This is a genomic window from Ruegeria sp. AI2 (genome assembly GCF_056541275.1).
Genome location: NZ_JBQFYB010000007.1, coordinates 133737 through 151871, shown reverse-complemented (window position 1 = coordinate 151871; position 18135 = coordinate 133737). Strand labels below are relative to the sequence as shown.

Below are 18135 nucleotides of genomic sequence, written 5' to 3'. Positions count from 1 at the left end.
AAGTGAGTGGTGTGTTCAGCTAATCAATGGGCAGCCGTCTAGCACGAGACTTCCCAAAAATCTGCTTAAGATTAACCTTAACGGCATCTGGGCAGAGTTTGGCCGATGACGCATAGGCATCTGCGGCAGGAAAATGCCGTCTCAGGCTGACGTCTGAACACCAATGCGTGTGCGGCATGGGCCAAACATGGCTGCCAGCGCCAGGATCAGCCCGGACATCGTTGCGATCATCCCTGCCGCACTGACCGCATCCGCCGCGCCCAGCCACAGGGGCCCGTAGCCTGCCAGCACATACCCCGTTACGGCAGAGGTTACGGCGATCACGACACTCCAGCCGATCTGTGCCTCAAGCCGGTTGGTCAACATCCGCGCAGCTGCCGGAGGGCAGATAAACATCGCGATCACGATGATCGAGCCCACAGCGTCAAAAGCGGCAACCGCCGCGATGGCCGCAGTGATGACGAGCGCCATGCCCAGAAGCCCCGTGCGAATACCAATCGTGCGGGCGAAACCTTCGTCAAAGGTGGATATTTTCAGCGGCCGCCAGAACAGCCATGTAAACAGCATCACTCCCACCAGTGTCAGTGCAATACGGGGCAGTTCCGGGGGCAATCCGGCAAGGGCCTGAGCGTCCAGCAACGAGGACCACCCGGTCGCGTCCAGCCAGATCAGGCTTTCGAGATTGCCGTAAAGCGCATGTTCCACATCCAGATGCACGGTTGACGTATCCGTCTGCTCAAGCAGCAGGACGCCTGCTGCGAACATGGTGGTAAAGACCACGCCCATGGCGGCCCCGGGTTCGATCTGCCCCAGTCGGCGAATGGCCTCGATCAGGACAACAGCCAGAACCGCGGCCCCTGCCGCACCCAACATCATCGGCCAGGTGGATATGGCCCCTGTCAACAGAAACGCAACAACGATACCCGGCAGCACTACATGGCTGATCGCATCGCCGATCAGCGCCTGTTTTCGCAACACAAGAAAGTTGCCGGGCAAGGCACAAGCGATGGCCGCAAATGTTCCGATCAGCAGCGGCGTCAGAGAAAGCGGAACGAATTCTTCACCACTCATGCCGGTATCCCCTGCGGTCCGCCAATCTGGCGGTCGATCTCATCAATCTGGTCGCGTGTCAGAACGGTTTCGATATCGCGCAATCCGTCGTAGAGCGCAGCTGTCGCCTCGTGCGCCTGATCGGCGCGCACGATTTCCCATCGCTTTTCATCCCGCAGGGCCTTGGCCGCGCGGGCCTTGCCGGTGTCCGTCGCCACGCCATCCGCCCGGACCAGCCCGGCACGCCGCAGCAAACGCAGAGTCAGGGGTTCATAGATCTTCTGCCCTTGTGCCAGCGCCAGAAGTCCCTGACGAATATGCACCCGGCGCTGAAACCGCAGATGCCGCAGCACCGCCGCCAGAACGCCACGCATCGGGGCGAAGAAGAGGGATGCAAGGAAAAAGGCAAAGCTGACCAGTACGATGATCGGGCCGGTTGGAAGATTGGGCGCAGATGCGGATATGGCAGCGCCGATATATCCGGCGAGTCCACCTGCCAACCCGGCCAGCAGAACAACGCGTTCCGAGCGGTCAGACCAGAACCGGGCGGTCACCGCCGGAATGATCAGCAACGCCACGATCAGGATCAGGCCGACGATTTTCAGACCGACCACGGTCACGGCCATGACCAGCCCCATCATGGCCAGGTCGATACGATGCACTGGCAACCCGCGCGCCGCTGCGTATTCGGGATCGAATGCGACAAGGGTCATCGGACGGCGGATGATCAGCACCAGAGCCAAGGTCAAAGCGCCACCAAGTGCGATGATCACCGCATCGGCCCACAGCATTCCGGCGGTCGAACCCAACAGGAAACCTTCCAGCCCGGCCTGGCGGCCAACCCCCATGGTTTGGATGACCGTCAGCAGCACGATCCCAAAGCCGAAGAACACGGACAGAACCGCACCGATCGCGGCGTCCTCGGCCAAGCGGGTGCGCCGTGTCAGCCAATTCATGCACAACAGACCAACCCAGGCGGAAATAGCGGACCCTACCAAAAGGCCCGGCAGGTTGCGCCCGTCCCCACCCAGCGCGACCAGCACCATGAAAGCGATACAGACGCCCGGCAAGGTTGCATGGCTGATTGCGTCGCTGACCAGAGCACGCTTGCGCAGAAACAGGAATGTCCCCGTCACGCCCGCCGACACGCCCAGCAATGTCGCACCGATGGCAACCAGCGTGGCGTTATAGCCAAGCTGAAGGATCAGAGCATCCCAAAGCATGAACTATCCCAGCGCGCGTGAAATCTGATCGATCTGTGCCGTCGCCAACCTGCCACCATAGGCCGATTGCAGCGAATCCGCCGTGAACGCCTCGGCCACCGGCCCCTCGGCCACCTTGCGGGTATTGATCAAGAAAACGTGGTCGAAATAGTCGGTCACGGTGGCCAGATCGTGATGCACGACAACAACTGTCTTACCGGCCTCTTTCAGGGATTTCAGCACCGCGATGATGGCTTTTTCGGTGGCGGCGTCGACACCGGCAAACGGCTCGTCCAGCAGGTACAGATCAGCATCCTGAGCCAGAGCACGCGCCAGAAACACACGCTGTTGCTGGCCACCGGACAGCTGGCCAATCTGGCGATCCGCGAAATCGCGCATTCCGACACGGTTCAGGCAATCCATCGCACGGGCCTTGTGGCGCGCGTGCAAGCGGCCCAACAGGCCCAGTTCACGCGACAGACCCATCAGAACCACGTCGATCACCCGTGTCGGGAAATCCCAGTCCACACTGGCACGCTGGGGAACATAGGCAACACGCGCGCGCTGCGAATTCAGCGGCTGACCAAACACGGTCACCTGCCCCGACAAAGGCGTAACGATGCCAAGCGCCGCCTTGAGCAGCGTTGACTTTCCAGCGCCGTTTGGCCCGATAATGGCGGTCATCGCGCCGGGCTCAACCGTCATATCAACCGAAAAGACCGCTGGCTTCTGCCCGTAGGAAACCGTCAGGCCCCGCACAGCCAGAGGGCTGTCATCCAGATTTTGTTCCTGGATCGTCACACCTTCGTTGCTGATCAGCCCCAGCATCTTTCAGAACCCCGCTGACAGTTTGCCGTCCATGCCGCGATCGGGAACATCCCCGCCCAATGCGCCTGCGATGACGGTGATATTGTGATCCAGCATCCCGATATAAGTGCCTTCATAGGTGCCATCCTCGCCCATGGCGTCCGAGAACAACTCGCCCCCGACCTTCACCTCGTGCCCTTTGGCTGCGGCCCCTTCGATCAGCGCGCGGATCGACCGGTCAGAAACCGAGCTTTCGACGAAGACCGCCGTGATCCGGCTATCAACCAACAGGTCAACCAGCTCTCCGATCCGGTTCAGGCCCGCCTCGGATTGGGTCGAGATGCCCTGAATGCCCAGAACCTCGAACCCGAAACTTTCACCGAAATAGCCGAAGGCGTCGTGGGCTGTGACCAGAACCTTGTTGTGGTCCGGTACCGAAGACAGGGTTTTCTCGGCATAGGCCGTCAGACGGTCTATGTCGGCCAGATGGGCTTGTGCATTCGCGGCAAAAACCTCGGCTGCTTCGGGGCGCACCTCGATCAAAGCGCGCTGCACTTCCAGAACAACCTCGCGCCACAACGCGGGTGTCATCCAGACATGCGGATCATACTTGTCGGCATAATCATCATGCGCACGCAGCATGGACTGATCTACGCCTTCTGCAACCGCAATGACGGTCCGTTTCCGCAAGAGGTCATGAAAAAAGTCTTCCATTTGCGCTTCGAGATACAGGCCGTGCCACAGAACCAGGTCTGCCCGTGTCATCGCAACAATATCGCTGCGCGTCTGGCGATAGGCGTGGGGATCAACGCCGGGGCCCATAAGCCCTCTGACCTCAACCAGATCACCACCGACCTGACGGGCCGCATCTGCAATCATGCCCGTCGTGGCCACCACTTTCAGCGGTGCCCCGGCAAAAGCCATGGCTGGCACCGAAAGGGCCAGAGCCAAAAATGCAAGGCAATGCCGACGAATCATTTCCAACCTCGATTTGGATACGTGTTGGATCAAATATGAGAACCATTCGCAACTAAGTCAACGCTAATGAGAATTATTCGCAAGAAAACCTCCATAATTTGTCCAAATGGTCAAAAATATTCAATCATTGCGCCGGAACACCTTCCATTCCCGGGCCACCCGTGCGATTTTGTCGCAAACCTCCCAAAGGACGTAACCATGGATACGCAGAGCTCAGAAAGCCCCGTGCGCACCGCGCATCTGCCGCAAGTGACCGAACCCCGGAACCCAGGAATGGAACTGTATCTGGACTGGGTGCGCGCCGTTCAGGCCAATACTTCCGCGATTGAACGCCGTGCGGCCACATTGCCGGGCCGCCGTTCGGTCAAGAAGGAATATCAGGCTGCGTGGCTGCTGAAAGCCATCACGATGATCGACCTGACCACGCTGTCGGGCGATGATACGGTGGGCCGTGTGCGCCGCCTGTGTGCAAAGGCCCGTCAGCCGGTTGCGCCTTCGGTCCTTCAGGCGCTGGACATGCCGCCGATCACGACCGGGGCGGTTTGTGTCTATCACGACATGATCGAAACCGCCGTGGACGCCCTGAAAGGCACTGGCATTCCGGTCGCTGCCGTGTCCACCGGCTTTCCCGCAGGCCTGTCCCCGTTCCATCTGCGCGTGGCCGAGATCGAGGAAAGCGTGAAGGCCGGGGCCGAGGAAATCGACATCGTAATCTCGCGCCGTCACGTGCTGTCGGGGGACTGGCAGGCCCTGTATGATGAGATGAAGGCGTTCCGCGTGGCTTGTGGCGATGCCCATGTCAAAGCCATTCTTGCGACCGGAGAATTGGGTAGCCTGCGCAATGTCGCGCGCGCCTCGCTGGTGTGCATGATGGCCGGGGCGGATTTCATCAAGACCTCGACCGGCAAGGAAAGCGTCAACGCCACCCTGCCCGTGTCGCTGGTGATGATCCGCGCAATCCGCGATTACTATGACCGCACCGGATATCGGGTCGGCTACAAGCCTGCAGGTGGTATTTCGAAAGCCAAGGACGCGCTGGTTTATCTGTCGCTGATCAAGGACGAGCTGGGCGACCGCTGGCTGGAACCGGATCTGTTCCGCTTTGGCGCCTCATCGTTGCTGGGCGATATCGAGCGGCAGTTGGAACACTATGTCACCGGGGCTTACTCGGCTGGTTATAGACACTCGATGGGCTGAGCCCGCGGATATGTCTGGACAGTGAGTATTTGGGAAAAGATGAAGTCATGACAGTCAAAGAGATTTTTGAGACCATGGAATACGGCCCCGCCCCCGAAAGCGCCGCCGAGGCACTGGCCTGGCTGGTCGATCAGGGCGACAAGTTCGGACACTATATCGACGGTGCTTTCACCAAGCCGGGCAAAGGGTTTGACAGCCGCAACCCGGCGACCGGGGAGGTTCTGGCCAAGCTGACGCAGGCCAAGCAGGCCGACGTGGACGCCGCTGTTGCCGCCGCGCGCAAGGCTCAGCCGAAATGGGAGAAACTGGGCGGCGCGGGCCGTGCGCGGTATCTCTATGCAATTGCGCGACTGCTGCAAAAGCACTCGCGTCTGTTTGCGGTGCTGGAAAGCCTCGACAACGGCAAACCGATCCGGGAATCGCGTGACATCGATATTCCGCTGGCGCAGCGGCATTTCTATTACCACGCCGGTATGGCGCAGCTGATGGAAAGCGAGCTGCCCGACGCTGAAGCGTTGGGTGTGTGCGGTCAGATCATTCCGTGGAACTTCCCCCTGCTGATGTTGGCGTGGAAGATCGCGCCTGCGCTGGCAATGGGAAATACGGTGGTTATGAAACCCGCTGAATATACCTCGCTGACGGCGCTGTTATTTGCCGATATCTGCACACAGGCCGGTCTGCCGAAAGGTGTCGTCAACATCGTCACCGGAGACGGTGCCGTGGGCGAGATGATCGTGGCCTCGGACGTGGACAAGATTGCCTTTACCGGCTCGACTGTTGTGGGCCGCCGCATCCGTGAGGCCACTGCCGGATCTGGCAAGGAACTGACATTGGAGTTGGGCGGCAAATCCGCGTACATCGTCTTTGATGACGCCGATATCGACTCGGCCATCGAAGGGCTGGTGGATGCGATCTGGTTCAATCAGGGTCAGGTCTGCTGTGCAGGTTCGCGCCTGCTGGTGCAGGAAGGCATCGCCGACCGTTTCCACGACAAGCTGCGCGCCCGGATGGACACGCTGCGTGTCGGCAATCCGCTGGACAAATGTATCGACGTGGGCGCGGTTGTGGACCCGGTTCAGTTGCAGACCATCAAAGGAATGGTCGAAAGCAACACAGCGGGCCATGTGCATCAAGCTGCCTGCGATCTTCCCGCAAACGGCTGCTACTACCCGCCGACACTGATCTCGGGGCTCGAGACCTCGGACCCGTTGATGCAGGAAGAGATCTTTGGTCCGGTGCTGGTGTCTTCGACTTTCCGCACACCGGAAGAGGCCGTCGAGTTGGCCAACAACACCCGGTATGGTCTGGCGGCGACCGTCTGGACCGAGAATGTGAACCTTGCGCTGGATATCGCGCCCAAGCTGGTTGCGGGCGTCGTCTGGGTGAATGCCACCAATCTGTTTGACGCTGCTGCCGGGTTCGGTGGGGTCCGCGAAAGCGGCTTTGGCCGCGAAGGTGGTTGGGAAGGGCTGACCGCCTATACCAGACCCAAGGGTAAGGCCAAGCCGCTGGCAAAGGTCGAGGCAGCCATGGGCGAAGGGGCACCGGTCGACCCGATCGACCGCACTGCCAAGTTGTATGTCGGCGGCAAGCAGGCGCGGCCCGATGGTGGATATTCGAAACCGGTTTGGGGCAAGTCCGGCCTGCTGGGCCATGTGGGTCTTGCCAACCGCAAGGACGTGCGCAACGCGGTCGAGGCTGCGGCAGGTGCCAAAAGCTGGTCCAGAACCACCGGCCATCTGCGGGCCCAGATCCTGTATTACATCGGCGAAAACCTATCGGCCCGCGCCGGTGAATTCGCAGCGCGGATCGACGCCATGACCGGTAGGAAAGACGGCGCGAAAGAAGTTGAGGCTTCGATCCAACGCCTGTTCACCGCCGCCGCCTGGGCCGACAAGTATGACGGCCAGGTCCATGGTGTTCCGATCCGGGGCGTGGCCATCGCCATGAAGGAACCCGTTGGCGTGATCGGTGCGCTTTGCGCGGATGAGGCACCGCTGCTGGGTCTGGTCTCGGCCATGGCGCCTGCGATTGCGATGGGTAACCGGACGGTTCTGGTGGCTTCTGAACCCTACCCGCTGGCGGCGACGGATTTCTACCAGATCCTTGAGACTTCGGACGTCCCTGCCGGTGTGGTCAACATCCTGACCGGCAGCCATGCTGAACTGGCGAAACCGCTGGCCTCGCATCTGAACGTCGACGCGGTCTGGTCGTTCTCGTCCACCGACCTGTCGAAAGAGATCGAGGTCGTTTCAGCCGGGAACCTGAAACGGACCTGGGTCAATAACGCGACGGCATTTGATTGGAGCATGGACCATTCCCGCCGCTTCCTTCAGGCTGCAACCGAAGTGAAAAACATCTGGGTGCCCTACGGCGAGTAGGGCTCCCTGCCAAGGGAGGCCTACATGGATTTAACCGGCGATTTTTCAGGAAAAACCGTCATCATCATTGGCGGAACCAGCGGTATCAATCGAGGCATTGCCGAGGCTTTTGCGGCCTCGGGTGCCAAACTGGCCGTGGCCAGCCGGTCGCAGGAAAAGGTCGATGACACCATCGCCGCGCTGAAAGCCGCAGGCGCACAGGATGCGATTGGGGCTGCGTTTGATGTGCGTGATGCCGACGCTGTGGCGGCGGGACTGAAGCATTTCCATGACGCCTTTGGGGATTTCGATGTGCTGATCTCGGGCGCGGCGGGCAACTTCCCGGCGCTGGCGTCCGAGATGTCGGTCAACGCGTTCAAGACCGTGATCGATATCGACCTGATGGGCACGATCCACGTGATGAAGGGGGCGTATCCGTTCCTCAAACGCCCCGGTGCCAGCATCATCAATATCTCGGCCCCGCAGTCCTACCTGCCGTACGAAGGCCAGTCGCATGTTTGCGCCGCCAAGGCGGGGGTGGATCAGATCACCCGCACGCTGTCGATGGAATGGGGTGTCGAAGGGATCAGGGTGAATTCGGTTGTGCCGGGGTTCATCGAAGGCACCGAGGGTGCGAAACGCCTTGCGCCCACCAAAAACGCCCACGAAGAACTGCGCCGCGACGTGCCGTTGGGCCGCTGGGGCCAGCCGCAGGACGTGGCCAATGCCTGCCTGTTCCTCAGCTCGGATCTGGCCAGCTATATCAGCGGCACGGTTCTGGCCGTGGATGGGGCACTTTATCAGCGCGGATCGGGCAAGTTCGGCCAGATGATGGGCGATATGCTGCGGAGTATGAAAAAGGGGTGAGCCGCAACTCACCCCTTGCAGTTCAGTTGGTAGTTTCCAGCCCAACCGGCTTTCCAACGACAGTGAAATGCAGGCCGTCCGGGTCCAACAGTTCGGATGCAACGCGGTTCACGTCTTCCAGTGTGACCGCGTTCACCTTGTCATTGCGGGTGGCGATATAATCGATGGGCAATCCTTCCATCTGCATCCCCACCATGATCCCTGCAATCTGCCCGTTGCCATCAAAGCGCAGCGGATAAGCGCCAGTCAGATAGGTCTTGGCATCGTCCAGTTCCTTCTGCGTCACCCCTTCGGTGGCAGCATGCGCCCATTCGTTGCGAATAACCTCTATCGCCTCGGCAATGCGGTCATTGGCCGATGACACCGACCCCAGGTAAACCGAGGCCAGATCCTTGGGCACAAGATAGGTTCCAACCCCATAGGTCAGGCCACGCTTTTCACGCACCTCCTGCATTAGACGGCTTTCGAACCCGCCACCGCCAAGGATGTGGTTCAGGATATAGGCGGCAAAGAAATCAGGATCGTCCCGATCTATTCCGGCATGGCCAAACAGCGCCACGGATTGCGGGGTGTCAAACTCGACAACACTGATCCCGCCGGGGATGGTCACGTTGGCCTTGCCCGGGATGGGCTTGCCCGTTTCCGGCAGGTCGGCGAGCAATGTGTCAAGCAATGCGCCCAGTTCTTCGGCCGTGATATCGCCGACGGCCCCCACATAAAGTCGATCCTTGGCAAAAACGCTTTCATACGCCGCTACCACATCATCCCGTGTCAGCGCCGAGACGCTTTCGATCGTGCCCTTGCCTTCGGAACCATAAGGGTGATCGCCATAGGCCATCTGGGCAAAGCTGCGGCCTGCAATCTCGTTCGGGTCGGATTGATCTGATCGCAGCCCGGACAGGATTTGCGCGCGCACACGGTCAACCGCGTCCTGATCAAAGCGCGGTTCGTGAATCGTCTCACGCAGCAGGTCGGCAACCTCATCCCGGTTTTCGGTCAGAAAACGTGCAGAAATCGAAACCGTGTCGTCACCGGCGTTATAGCGGAACGATGCGGCCAGCGCCTCAAGCTCGCGCGCATAGGTCCGCGCGTCCATTTCGCCGGACCCTTCCTCGATCAGCCCGCTCATCAGATAGACGGCGCCACGCTTGTCCGGGTCGTCCAGCGACGTACCGCCACGAAAGCGCAGCTCGAGCGCGGTGAAAGGGATCGAGTGATCCTCGACCAGCCATGCGGTGATCCCGCCGGGCGAGGTCACTTCTTCAATCTCGATCTCGGCCAAGGCAGGAAGAGCAACCAGACAGGCAATCAGCGTTGCGAGAAACCGTTTCATTGCGTCACCTCATCATCGCGCATCAGCCAGCCGGTGACCGAGGCCTCGGGTTGCAGAACGTCGCGGGCGGCGGCGATGATTTCGTCGCCGGTCACAGCCTGAAGAATATCAGGCCATGCCTGCACGTCCTGTATTGTCAGGCCGCTGGTCAGGGCGCGCCCATAGCGGTTGCCGATCCCGTCCACATTGTCGCGCGCATAGGTCTGCGCAGCCCGCAACTGCATCTTGATGCGGTTCAGATCGTCCTCGTCGACACCTTCGGCAATGAAATCGGCCACGGCCTGGTCCATGGCATCTTCGGCCTCTTGCAGGGAAACCCCTTCGGCGGGAACCACCAGCAGGTCGAATGTTGTGTCATCCAGCGAGACGTCACGATAGAACGCCCCGGTATAAACAGCCATTTTCTGATCGAATTGCAGCTTTTCGTTCAGGTAAGAGGTCGTGCTGCCCCCCAGCAGTTCCGCCAACAGAAACAGGGCTGCTGCCTTTTCCTGATCGCCCGGATCGCGTTCGGGCGCCAGGTAACTGCGCTGGACATAGGGCTGCGCCACGCGAGGGTCCTTGAAAGTCAGACGGCGTTCGGCGGTTTGCGGGGGCTCCTGCGACCGGACCCGTTCCGGCAAATCCGCATTGGCCGGGATCACACCGTAATACTGATCGGCCAGAGTGCGGACCTCGGCGGGGTCAACGTCTCCGGTGACAACCAGAATAGCGTTATTGGGCGCATAGTGGCTCTGGTAGAAAGACAACGCGTCTTCCAGTTCCAGTTCTTCCATCTCGTGCTTCCAGCCGATGATCGGCACGCCATAACGGTGATTGAGGTATTGTGCCGCGCTCATCTGTTCGCCGAACAGGGCGCGCGGGTTGTTTTCGGTGCGCTGGTTGCGTTCCTCAAGGATCACATCGCGCTCGGTCACGATATCCTCATCGCTCAGGCGTATGTTCCGCATACGGTCCGATTCCATGCGCATCATCAACTCAAGCCGGTCGGCGGCGACGCGCTGGAAATAGGCAGTGTAATCATACGAGGTGAACGCGTTATCGTTGCCGCCATTGGCCGCGACGGTGGCCGAGAATTCACCTGGCGCCAAAGTATCTGTGCCCTTGAACAGCAGGTGTTCAAGAAAATGCGCGACACCCGACGATCCGATCGGCTCATCCGCAGATCCGGCGCGGTACCAGACCATGTGCTGCACGACAGGCGCGCGGTGATCTTCGACCACGACGACATCCATGCCGTTGTCCAAAGTGAATGTGGTGACCGCTTCTTTCCCGCCCCCGGCAAAAGCCGGGGTGGTGGCGATCAGGGCAGCCGACAAGGCAAGGGCCCGAACCATGGGGCATCCTCCGTTTCGTTTCTGTCATTCAAACTACGGTGGTGCGGCCCGGGTTCAAGCCCGATGACGGAAAGTTAAGAATTATTCATTCGGGGGCGAGGTCGGGGTTTCGACCCCGGCCCGGCGGGCGGCATCGGTTTCCGAATACGGATCAATCGACTGGCGTTCGTAGACCTGATTATAGCGGTCGACGGGGAACAGGCGCAGACCGGTCCAGCGGCCCCGGCGTTTGCGGAACGCGGCATCCTCGGCTTCGACCACTTGCCGTGCATCGGCTGGCACGCCATAACGGCTGGACGCTGTCACAAGCGCTGCATCCGACGACGGCACACCGGCATTGGGGTTCAGGGCGGCGGCATTACCGCCCAGCGCGATCACCGCATCGGCCTGAGGGGTCGGGTCTGTCAGATTTCCACCACCCGGCGTCGGTGCCGGCAGGAACGCGTAATCCTGAGGCTGGGTCAGCGGCTTGACCGGCAATACCGAAAACTCATCCGGACCCTGTCCGGGAGGCGCCAGATCCCGCAGTCCGGGATTCGAACATGCCGCAACCGCAGCGACAACTGTCAGAACAAATATGGCGCGCGGCATCCGCATTGGTGTCTCCAGCCTGTTTCAGGCGCTTTTATCGCATATCATTCCGCGCGTCACGAGGGCTTTTTGCCGTCAAACAAAACCAGCCCCAGCGCTCCGGCGAATATGAACACATCCGCCAAGTTGAACACAAACGGGTTGTTGATGCCACAGCAGGACATGTTCAGGAAATCCAGAACAAACCCATAAAGAAGCCGGTCGACCACATTCCCAAGCGCTCCGCCGATCAGCAGGCCGCCACAGAACAACATGAATTTCGAACGCGTCGAACGACCAAGCCAGACAAGAACACCGATGCAGATCACCACGGACACACCGATCAAAAACCAGCGCGCAGCCTCAGAGTCGCCCTGAAACAGGCCGAAATTGATGCCCCGATTCTCGCCGTATTTGAACACCAGCAGCGGTGGCAGAACATCGATACCGTCGGGCCGTTCAGCCACGCGCAGGACGTGAACGACCAGATATTTGCTGATCTGGTCGATCGCGAAGGCGGCCAAGGCCGCCCAGAGAAGCAGGCGTGACCGCATCAGTGACGGAAATGACGCATGCCGGTGAAGACCATCGCCAGACCAGCCTCATCGGCTGCGGCGATCACTTCATCGTCGCGCATGGACCCGCCCGGCTGAATGACGCAGGTCGCGCCCGCTTCGGCGGCTTCCATCAACCCGTCGGGGAAGGGGAAAAACGCATCCGATGCCACGGCGGAACCGATGGTCAGCGGTTGCGGCAAGCCCAGCGTTTCGGCCATACGTTCGGCTTTCTTGGCCGCGATCAGGGCCGAATCCACTCGGCTCATCTGCCCCGCGCCAACACCCACGGTTGCGCCATCCTTGACGTAGACGATGGCGTTGGATTTGACGTGCTTGGCCACTTTCCACGCGAACAGCAGGTCACGCATCTGCGCGTCGGTCGGGGCTTTCTTGGTCACGACCTTGAGGTCGTCCATGCCGATAAACCCGTTATCCTTATCCTGCACCAACAGCCCACCAGCCACCTGACGGACGGTTTTGCCACCTTCGGTTACATCCGGCAGCGCCTCGGTCGTCAGCAGGCGCAGGTTTTTCTTGGCGGCAAAAATCGCCTTGGCCTCGTCCGAGGCACCGGGGGCGATTACAACCTCGGTGAAGATGCCGGTAATCTCTTGTGCTGTTTCTGCATCCAGCGGCTGGTTCAGCGCAACAATGCCGCCAAAGGCCGAGGTGCGGTCGCAGTCAAATGCCGCCTTGTACGTCTCAAGAAGGGTTGCACCTGTGGCTACACCGCAAGGGTTGGCGTGCTTGATGATGGCGCAAGCCGCGCCTTTCGCCGGATCAAACTCGGCCACCAGCTCAAAGGCCGCGTCCGTGTCGTTGATGTTGTTATAGCTCAGTTCCTTGCCCTGATGTTGAACGGCGGTGGCGACGCCGGGGCGGTTGGTGCCGTCCGTATAGAACGCTGCCTGCTGATGGCTGTTTTCGCCATACCGCAGGGTCTGCTTCAACTCACCGGCAAATGCGCGGCGCTTTGGGGCGTCCAGTTGCAGCGCATCGGCCATCCAGTTCGACACGGCGGCGTCATAAGCCGCTGTTCGTGCATAGGCCTTTTGCGCCAGCCACTGGCGGAAGCCATAGGATGTCTTGCCGTAGTTTTCTTCCAGCTGATCCAGCAGGGAGGAATAATCCTCGACATCCACCACCACGTTCACGAAGGCATGGTTTTTGGAGGCCGCGCGGATCATCGCCGGGCCACCGATGTCGATATTCTCGATACATTCGTCATAACCCGCGCCCTTGGCGACGGTTGCCTCGAACGGATAGAGATTTACGACCAGCAGGTCGATGGCACCGATGCCATGTTCCTTCATCGCCGCGACGTGGGTGTCATTGTCGCGCAGCGCAAGCAACCCGCCATGCACCATCGGGTGCAGCGTCTTGACCCGGCCATCCATCATCTCGGGGAACCCGGTAATTTCGCTGACATCGCGCACCTCAAGCCCTGCATCGCGCAGCGCCTTGGCAGTGCCGCCAGTCGACAGCAATTCGATCCCGCGCTCGGACAGCGCCTTGCCCAGCTCGATCAGCCCGGTCTTGTCGGAAACGGAAAGCAACGCGCGGCGCACGGGGTGAAGGTCGGTCATGGGTCCAAAGGTCCTTTTGGCGTCAGTCAAACTTGGGCTCGTCCCGGTGCGTATCGCGCACGGCATAGGCTGTATCCTGCGCCTTGCTCAGCGTCCACCGGATGCGCGTCGCATACTCCATTGCGCGGCCAGATAGAACGATCTGTTTTGTCGCGCGTGGCTTTAAACGGCCTTTTTCAAGGTAAACACTTGGTTCGACAGATAATTTTCCCACACCATCATGGCGGAAAACCCAGATCTCGCCGCTTTTGAGCGCCATCGACACTGCCGCCCCGCCCAGATCCAGCGCAGCATCAACGTCAGGATGCAGATGAAAACGGATGTCATAGCCAATGCCCTTGAGGCCCGAGGCGTCCATCGCCCTGTCGAACTGACGCTTGGCCTTGTCGGTTGCGGTCAGCAGAATATCCTCGACCGTCAGCTCACGCCCGTCAAAACGCAATTCGAATGTGCGCGCGTGGGTCAGCCCGAAGACTTTGACATACCCATCATGCCCGGCCATGAAACGGATGCCTTCGAACGCATCTTCAAAATCGACCGGAACGTCCCGCGGCGCGTCGACCAGCGCCTGACTTTCGCGGCCCGGCAACGGGTTGGCCAACCGCGCGCTCGAGAACCCGTCCAGACACAGGGTTGAGTGAGAAGGCGTCGCACGCCCGGCACGGCGCCAATCCAGCCCAAAACTGGCCCCCGATCCACAATTCACGATCAAAGGGCGGCGCCCCGAGGTCAGCTCGAACGCCAGCGTGGATGCGTGCGCGTTGAATGAAGCCGCTCCGGACGGCGGCGCGCTGGCATCCACGATCACTGTGGTGCGCGCTGCGGACAGGCGGGCATAGCCCATTGGCAGTTCGGTCGCCGCCTTGTGCTTGACGCCACTTTGCGCAAGCGCCTGTTCCAGCCGCCCTTCGACCCCGCGCCCGCCACCGTGAAACCGCGCCAGCGCGCCATCCGCATGGCGCAGACTGCGCAAGGTCGGTGCGATCCGCTTGATCGCCTTGGCCTGCGCAACGGGTGTGCCGCGTCCAAGGTCGCTGAGCGCCGCCGACGTCCAGCTGAGCAGCATGAACACTTCAAGCAGCTCTTCCGGGTTGCGTGTTGGAATACCGCCCTGTGCGTCCACCTGCCGGTCACACTCGCCAGCCAAAGCCCGCAGGGCCGGATCGGCCATCTGCTCCAACCCCTCCAGCGCCAATCCGGCTTGCACAAGACCGGCCAGCGCCTCGAAACGCGGCAACCCGGGTGTCGCGGCCTGCCAGCGTTTGGACAGGAACCATGTTTGCTGCGCCAAAGACCGAAAGAACAGCTTGCTTTGCTTTTCATCTGCCCCGCGCAGCAGAAAGAGTGCATGGTTGATCCAGCGCATCACTCGCCGCCCGGTCAGGTCAGGCACCCAGCCGGGGCCCTGCCCGCGGCCATGCGCCTCGATCCAGCCCCAGACCCAGCGCTGCGCTTTTTCCCGTGCGCGCATATCACCGACGGCGGCCAGATCATCCAGCCATGCAAAACCATGGCGTTCCTCGTCAAAGCCGGCGCTGGGGGCAATGACATCCCACAACGCTGTATCGTCTGCCTCGACCAAATAGCCGGCGAACAAGAGATTCCCCGCAACCAGCTGCCGCCCGCGCGCAAACGAACCAACGGTGCGCGGCTGGGGCTGCGCAACAAACCCCGTAGCTGCCTTTTGCCGTTGGCTGAGACGCGCGTAGAAACGGTTCTGCAACCGCATCCACCGACTGGCCATGGTGTCCGAATTTGACATGCGCGTGTTACTCTGCCCCTTGCGCTCTGCTGGCGCTTGAGACCCAACGATAGACCGCGCCGATCGTCAAGTCATCGAAAAGCGTGCACTCAGGCGGATTTGTTCAGGCAGGCGACATAGAACCCGTCCATACCCCCGCGATCGGGCCAGTAGTCGGGCCGTAGACGCAGGCCGCCTTCCTCGGTGATCCAGTTGTCTTCGATGCCGGAGAGCTTCAGTGCCTCGCGATCAACACGCATGTCCGGATAAATGCCCAGCGCGTCTTCGATCTGAACCTCGCCCTCATCCGGCAAAAGCGAACAGGTGCAATAGACCAGCCGCCCACCGGGTTTCAGCAGCGTCCATGCGTGGGCCAGCATCTGCGCCTGCAATTCGATCAATCCGCCAAATTCCGAGCCATCCTTGGCAAAGGGCAAGTCAGGATGTCTGCGGATCGTACCCGTGGCCGAGCAGGGCGCGTCCAGCAAAATCGCGTCGTACTGACCCTGATGGTCCAGCGCGTCACCCACGATGACTTCTGCCGTCAATCCGGTTCGCGCTAGGTTTTCGCGCACGCGTTCTGTGCGCGCCGCGGATACATCCAGCGCCGTCACATCCGAGCCCGCCGCAGCCAGTTGCATGGTTTTACCGCCCGGTGCCGCGCAAAGGTCCAACACCTTCTCGCCCGCCTTCGGTGCCAGAACACGCACCGGCAGCGCGGCTGCCGCGTCCTGCACCCACCAATCCCCAGCCTTGTATCCCGGCAAGGCCGAGACCTGACCCGCACCCAGAATACGCACAGACCCGGTAGGCAGCTTTTCGCCCGGGGGGCTTTCCGCCCCCGGCTTCAGGGTAAGGTCCAGTGGTGCGCCCGCGAAATGCGCCTGTTCCATTCCGGCAACTGCTTCGGCACCCCACGCCGCGATCAGCGGGTCTCGCAACCACTCCGGCAGGCGCGGGACACGCATTTTCGGCCATGCTTCGGGCCCCTCGGACGCGACCTTGCGTAAAACGGCATTCACCAAGCCTTTCAGACGCCCGTGCTTGCGCGAGCGGCTGATGATTTCAACCATGGAGTTCACCACCCCATGCGCGGCTTCCCCGCTGCACAGTTCGACCGCGCCCAGCCGCAGCGCGTTGTGTACGGTCAGGGCGGGTGTTCGGTTCAGGTGGTTGTCCAGCAGACGGTCGGCGCGCTCCAGCCCGCGCAGGGTTTCCGAGGCCAGCCGCTGGGCGCGCGCGCGATCCTCTGGCCCCAACCGATCCAAAGCGCCCGCAGCGAGGCATTCAGACAACAGGCGGCCTTCGCCCAGAACCTGATCCAACAGATAGATTGCGCTGCGCCGTGCTGCTGTCGCGCTGTTTGTCATGGTACCGCCTTCATGTGACCTGTGCCCGCATTGCCATTGGCGGACGCGGGCGTATATCAAGGCTATGCACGGAAAGGAACCCGATGTCATGAGTGACGACCGCAAAGACCTGCCCCCCGCCGCCCAACGCGCGCTGGCCGAAGCGGAAGAACGCCGCCAAAAAGCCCGGGCCGAAGCCAAGGAAATGCCCAAGGAACTGGGCGGGCGCGATGGGCTGGACCCCGCCCGTTACGGTGATTGGGAAAAGAAAGGCATCGCCATCGATTTCTAGGCCCTCAGCCGCGCAGCGCCTTAAGAAAATCATCGATCAGGGCGCGCTGTTTTCTGGACTGCACCCGATCTTCGGGCCATGTCAGCCAATATCCGTCCTTGGTCTGCAGCTCTGGCAGCTCTAACCTGCGCAACCGGCCATCCTTTAGATCACCGGACGCCAGCGGAACCGAGCCCAGCACAATCCCCATTCCGCGCCTTGCCGCCGAAACAGCATGTTCCATCGAATCGAAACTGACATGTGATGGCGCGACGTCCCCGTGCCCGTATTTCCGGTTCCACTCGCGCCAGCCCGGACGCTCGCCGCGCAGATCGATCAGGGGGGCACCCCATTCAACGCCCGGCGCGGCCATCGGCACCAGCACCTCATGCGCGATCAACGCCGCGTCGCGCCCGGCCCACACGCCGCGACCATAGCGGATTTGCAGCCAGGTGCGTTCCTCATCCAGCGACGACCGGCGCGCAACCGAGTCGGTCATCACCCGCACCTCGGGGCGCAGATTTCGGAACACAGGCAGGGCTGGTACAACAAGGGCGTGGATGTTTGATGACAACCCGGCGACCCTGAGTTCGCGTGGCGATTTTCCAAACAGATCCTCAGTGTTGCGTTCCAACGCCAGCAGGCTGTCCTGCACCAGCGGCAGATAGCTTTCGCCTTCGACCGTCAGTGACACGCCGCGCGCCTCGCGCACAAACAGGGACCGGCCCAGCCACGCTTCAAGATTGCCGATCCTTTGGCTGACGGCGGCCTGCGTCAACCCGAACTCTTTCGCAGCCGCCGAAAACCCGCCAAGCCGCCCAGCGGCTTCGAACACGCGCAACCAATCCAGCGGCGGTAATCCGGTCTTATTTGTAGCCATTAGTTTTTCCAAGCCTCAGCCGAAATAAGGATTAATTGTCGTAATGCCAC

The 18135-nt window shown here is 61.0% G+C and carries 16 protein-coding genes; 4 read left to right on the top strand and 12 right to left on the bottom strand.

Translation table 11 applies throughout. The annotated features are described in order from the left end of the window. Positions 1–141: 141 nt before the first annotated feature. Genes ACR0LL_RS13940 through ACR0LL_RS13925 form a run of 4 tightly spaced genes read right to left on the bottom strand, consistent with a single transcriptional unit; the run spans position 142 to position 4037 of the window. Positions 142–1071: a metal ABC transporter permease gene (locus tag ACR0LL_RS13940; RefSeq protein ID WP_267363489.1), complete on the bottom strand. Its 930-nt coding sequence runs from the start codon at positions 1069–1071 to the stop codon at positions 142–144. After that, positions 1068–2273 (bottom strand): metal ABC transporter permease, encoded by a 1206-nt coding sequence (locus ACR0LL_RS13935; RefSeq protein ID WP_480587697.1) that lies wholly within the window; start codon positions 2271–2273, stop codon positions 1068–1070. The genes ACR0LL_RS13940 and ACR0LL_RS13935 overlap by 4 nt, the downstream gene beginning before the upstream one ends. A 3-nt stretch (positions 2274–2276) precedes the next feature. Then, positions 2277–3080, bottom strand: a complete 804-nt coding sequence (locus tag ACR0LL_RS13930; RefSeq protein ID WP_480587694.1) for a metal ABC transporter ATP-binding protein — start codon at positions 3078–3080, stop codon at positions 2277–2279. Between the two features lie 3 nt (positions 3081–3083). Then, on the bottom strand, positions 3084–4037 hold the full coding sequence (locus tag ACR0LL_RS13925; RefSeq protein WP_480587691.1) for a metal ABC transporter solute-binding protein, Zn/Mn family: 954 nt from the start codon (positions 4035–4037) through the stop codon (positions 3084–3086). A gap of 198 nt (positions 4038–4235) precedes the next feature. Here ACR0LL_RS13925 and deoC point away from each other — a divergent pair, with 198 nt between their 5' ends. Genes deoC through ACR0LL_RS13910 form a run of 3 tightly spaced genes read left to right on the top strand, consistent with a single transcriptional unit; the run spans position 4236 to position 8461 of the window. Continuing rightward, a complete protein-coding gene (gene deoC, locus ACR0LL_RS13920; protein ID WP_480587688.1) occupies positions 4236–5234 on the top strand; it encodes a deoxyribose-phosphate aldolase in 999 nt (332 codons plus the stop codon). A gap of 47 nt (positions 5235–5281) precedes the next feature. Continuing rightward, on the top strand, positions 5282–7615 hold the full coding sequence (locus ACR0LL_RS13915) for an aldehyde dehydrogenase family protein (RefSeq protein WP_267363494.1): 2334 nt from the start codon (positions 5282–5284) through the stop codon (positions 7613–7615). Positions 7616–7639: 24 nt separating this feature from the next. Beyond that, positions 7640–8461: an SDR family oxidoreductase gene (locus ACR0LL_RS13910; protein WP_480587685.1), complete on the top strand. Its 822-nt coding sequence runs from the start codon at positions 7640–7642 to the stop codon at positions 8459–8461. A 22-nt stretch (positions 8462–8483) separates the two neighbouring features. On the opposite strand, the gene ACR0LL_RS13905 is transcribed toward ACR0LL_RS13910, so the two are convergent. From ACR0LL_RS13905 to ACR0LL_RS13875, 7 genes are all read right to left on the bottom strand, one after another. Beyond that, on the bottom strand, positions 8484–9794 hold the full coding sequence (locus tag ACR0LL_RS13905) for a M16 family metallopeptidase (protein WP_480587683.1): 1311 nt from the start codon (positions 9792–9794) through the stop codon (positions 8484–8486). After that, positions 9791–11131 (bottom strand): M16 family metallopeptidase, encoded by a 1341-nt coding sequence (locus ACR0LL_RS13900; protein WP_480587680.1) that lies wholly within the window; start codon positions 11129–11131, stop codon positions 9791–9793. Before ACR0LL_RS13900 ends, ACR0LL_RS13905 begins: the two co-directional genes overlap by 4 nt. Before the next feature lie 81 nt (positions 11132–11212). After that, positions 11213–11728, bottom strand: coding sequence for a DUF3035 domain-containing protein (locus tag ACR0LL_RS13895; protein WP_480587677.1), 516 nt, complete (start codon positions 11726–11728; stop codon positions 11213–11215). A 50-nt stretch (positions 11729–11778) separates the two neighbouring features. After that, positions 11779–12255: a signal peptidase II gene (gene lspA / locus ACR0LL_RS13890; protein WP_267363500.1), complete on the bottom strand. Its 477-nt coding sequence runs from the start codon at positions 12253–12255 to the stop codon at positions 11779–11781. After that, positions 12255–13844, bottom strand: a complete 1590-nt coding sequence (gene purH, locus ACR0LL_RS13885) for a bifunctional phosphoribosylaminoimidazolecarboxamide formyltransferase/IMP cyclohydrolase (protein ID WP_480587674.1) — start codon at positions 13842–13844, stop codon at positions 12255–12257. The genes lspA and purH overlap by 1 nt, the downstream gene beginning before the upstream one ends. A gap of 22 nt (positions 13845–13866) precedes the next feature. Then, positions 13867–15606 (bottom strand): heparinase II/III family protein, encoded by a 1740-nt coding sequence (locus ACR0LL_RS13880; RefSeq protein WP_480587672.1) that lies wholly within the window; start codon positions 15604–15606, stop codon positions 13867–13869. Between the two features lie 89 nt (positions 15607–15695). Beyond that, positions 15696–16955, bottom strand: coding sequence for an RsmB/NOP family class I SAM-dependent RNA methyltransferase (locus ACR0LL_RS13875; RefSeq protein WP_480587670.1), 1260 nt, complete (start codon positions 16953–16955; stop codon positions 15696–15698). 88 nt (positions 16956–17043) lie between these two features. On the opposite strand from ACR0LL_RS13875, the gene ACR0LL_RS13870 reads away from it, so the two are divergent. Then, entirely contained in the window at positions 17044–17226 is a 183-nt protein-coding gene (locus ACR0LL_RS13870) for a DUF1674 domain-containing protein (protein WP_480587667.1), read from the top strand. A gap of 4 nt (positions 17227–17230) precedes the next feature. On the opposite strand, the gene ACR0LL_RS13865 is transcribed toward ACR0LL_RS13870, so the two are convergent. After that, the gene (locus tag ACR0LL_RS13865) at positions 17231–18085 is read right to left on the bottom strand and encodes a LysR family transcriptional regulator (RefSeq protein WP_480587664.1); all 855 of its coding nucleotides are present in this window, start codon (positions 18083–18085) and stop codon (positions 17231–17233) included. Between the last annotated feature and the right edge of the window lie 50 nt (positions 18086–18135).

Excerpts from the sequence above, each read along its gene's own strand:
- ACR0LL_RS13880 (WP_480587672.1), bottom strand. The coding sequence starts at position 15,606 with ATGTCAAATTCGGACACCATGGCCAGTCGGTGGATGCGGTTGCAGAAC.
- ACR0LL_RS13870 (WP_480587667.1), top strand. The coding sequence starts at position 17,044 with ATGAGTGACGACCGCAAAGACCTGCCCCCCGCCGCCCAACGCGCGCTG.
- ACR0LL_RS13915 (WP_267363494.1), top strand. The coding sequence starts at position 5,282 with ATGACAGTCAAAGAGATTTTTGAGACCATGGAATACGGCCCCGCCCCC.
- ACR0LL_RS13925 (WP_480587691.1), bottom strand. The coding sequence starts at position 4,037 with ATGATTCGTCGGCATTGCCTTGCATTTTTGGCTCTGGCCCTTTCGGTG.
- ACR0LL_RS13930 (WP_480587694.1), bottom strand. The coding sequence starts at position 3,080 with ATGCTGGGGCTGATCAGCAACGAAGGTGTGACGATCCAGGAACAAAAT.
- ACR0LL_RS13910 (WP_480587685.1), top strand. The coding sequence starts at position 7,640 with ATGGATTTAACCGGCGATTTTTCAGGAAAAACCGTCATCATCATTGGC.
- ACR0LL_RS13865 (WP_480587664.1), bottom strand. The coding sequence starts at position 18,085 with ATGGCTACAAATAAGACCGGATTACCGCCGCTGGATTGGTTGCGCGTG.
- purH (WP_480587674.1), bottom strand. The coding sequence starts at position 13,844 with ATGACCGACCTTCACCCCGTGCGCCGCGCGTTGCTTTCCGTTTCCGAC.
- ACR0LL_RS13905 (WP_480587683.1), bottom strand. The coding sequence starts at position 9,794 with ATGAAACGGTTTCTCGCAACGCTGATTGCCTGTCTGGTTGCTCTTCCT.
- ACR0LL_RS13900 (WP_480587680.1), bottom strand. The coding sequence starts at position 11,131 with ATGGTTCGGGCCCTTGCCTTGTCGGCTGCCCTGATCGCCACCACCCCG.
- lspA (WP_267363500.1), bottom strand. The coding sequence starts at position 12,255 with ATGCGGTCACGCCTGCTTCTCTGGGCGGCCTTGGCCGCCTTCGCGATC.
- ACR0LL_RS13875 (WP_480587670.1), bottom strand. The coding sequence starts at position 16,955 with ATGACAAACAGCGCGACAGCAGCACGGCGCAGCGCAATCTATCTGTTG.
- ACR0LL_RS13935 (WP_480587697.1), bottom strand. The coding sequence starts at position 2,273 with ATGCTTTGGGATGCTCTGATCCTTCAGCTTGGCTATAACGCCACGCTG.
- ACR0LL_RS13940 (WP_267363489.1), bottom strand. The coding sequence starts at position 1,071 with ATGAGTGGTGAAGAATTCGTTCCGCTTTCTCTGACGCCGCTGCTGATC.
- deoC (WP_480587688.1), top strand. The coding sequence starts at position 4,236 with ATGGATACGCAGAGCTCAGAAAGCCCCGTGCGCACCGCGCATCTGCCG.
- ACR0LL_RS13895 (WP_480587677.1), bottom strand. The coding sequence starts at position 11,728 with ATGCGGATGCCGCGCGCCATATTTGTTCTGACAGTTGTCGCTGCGGTT.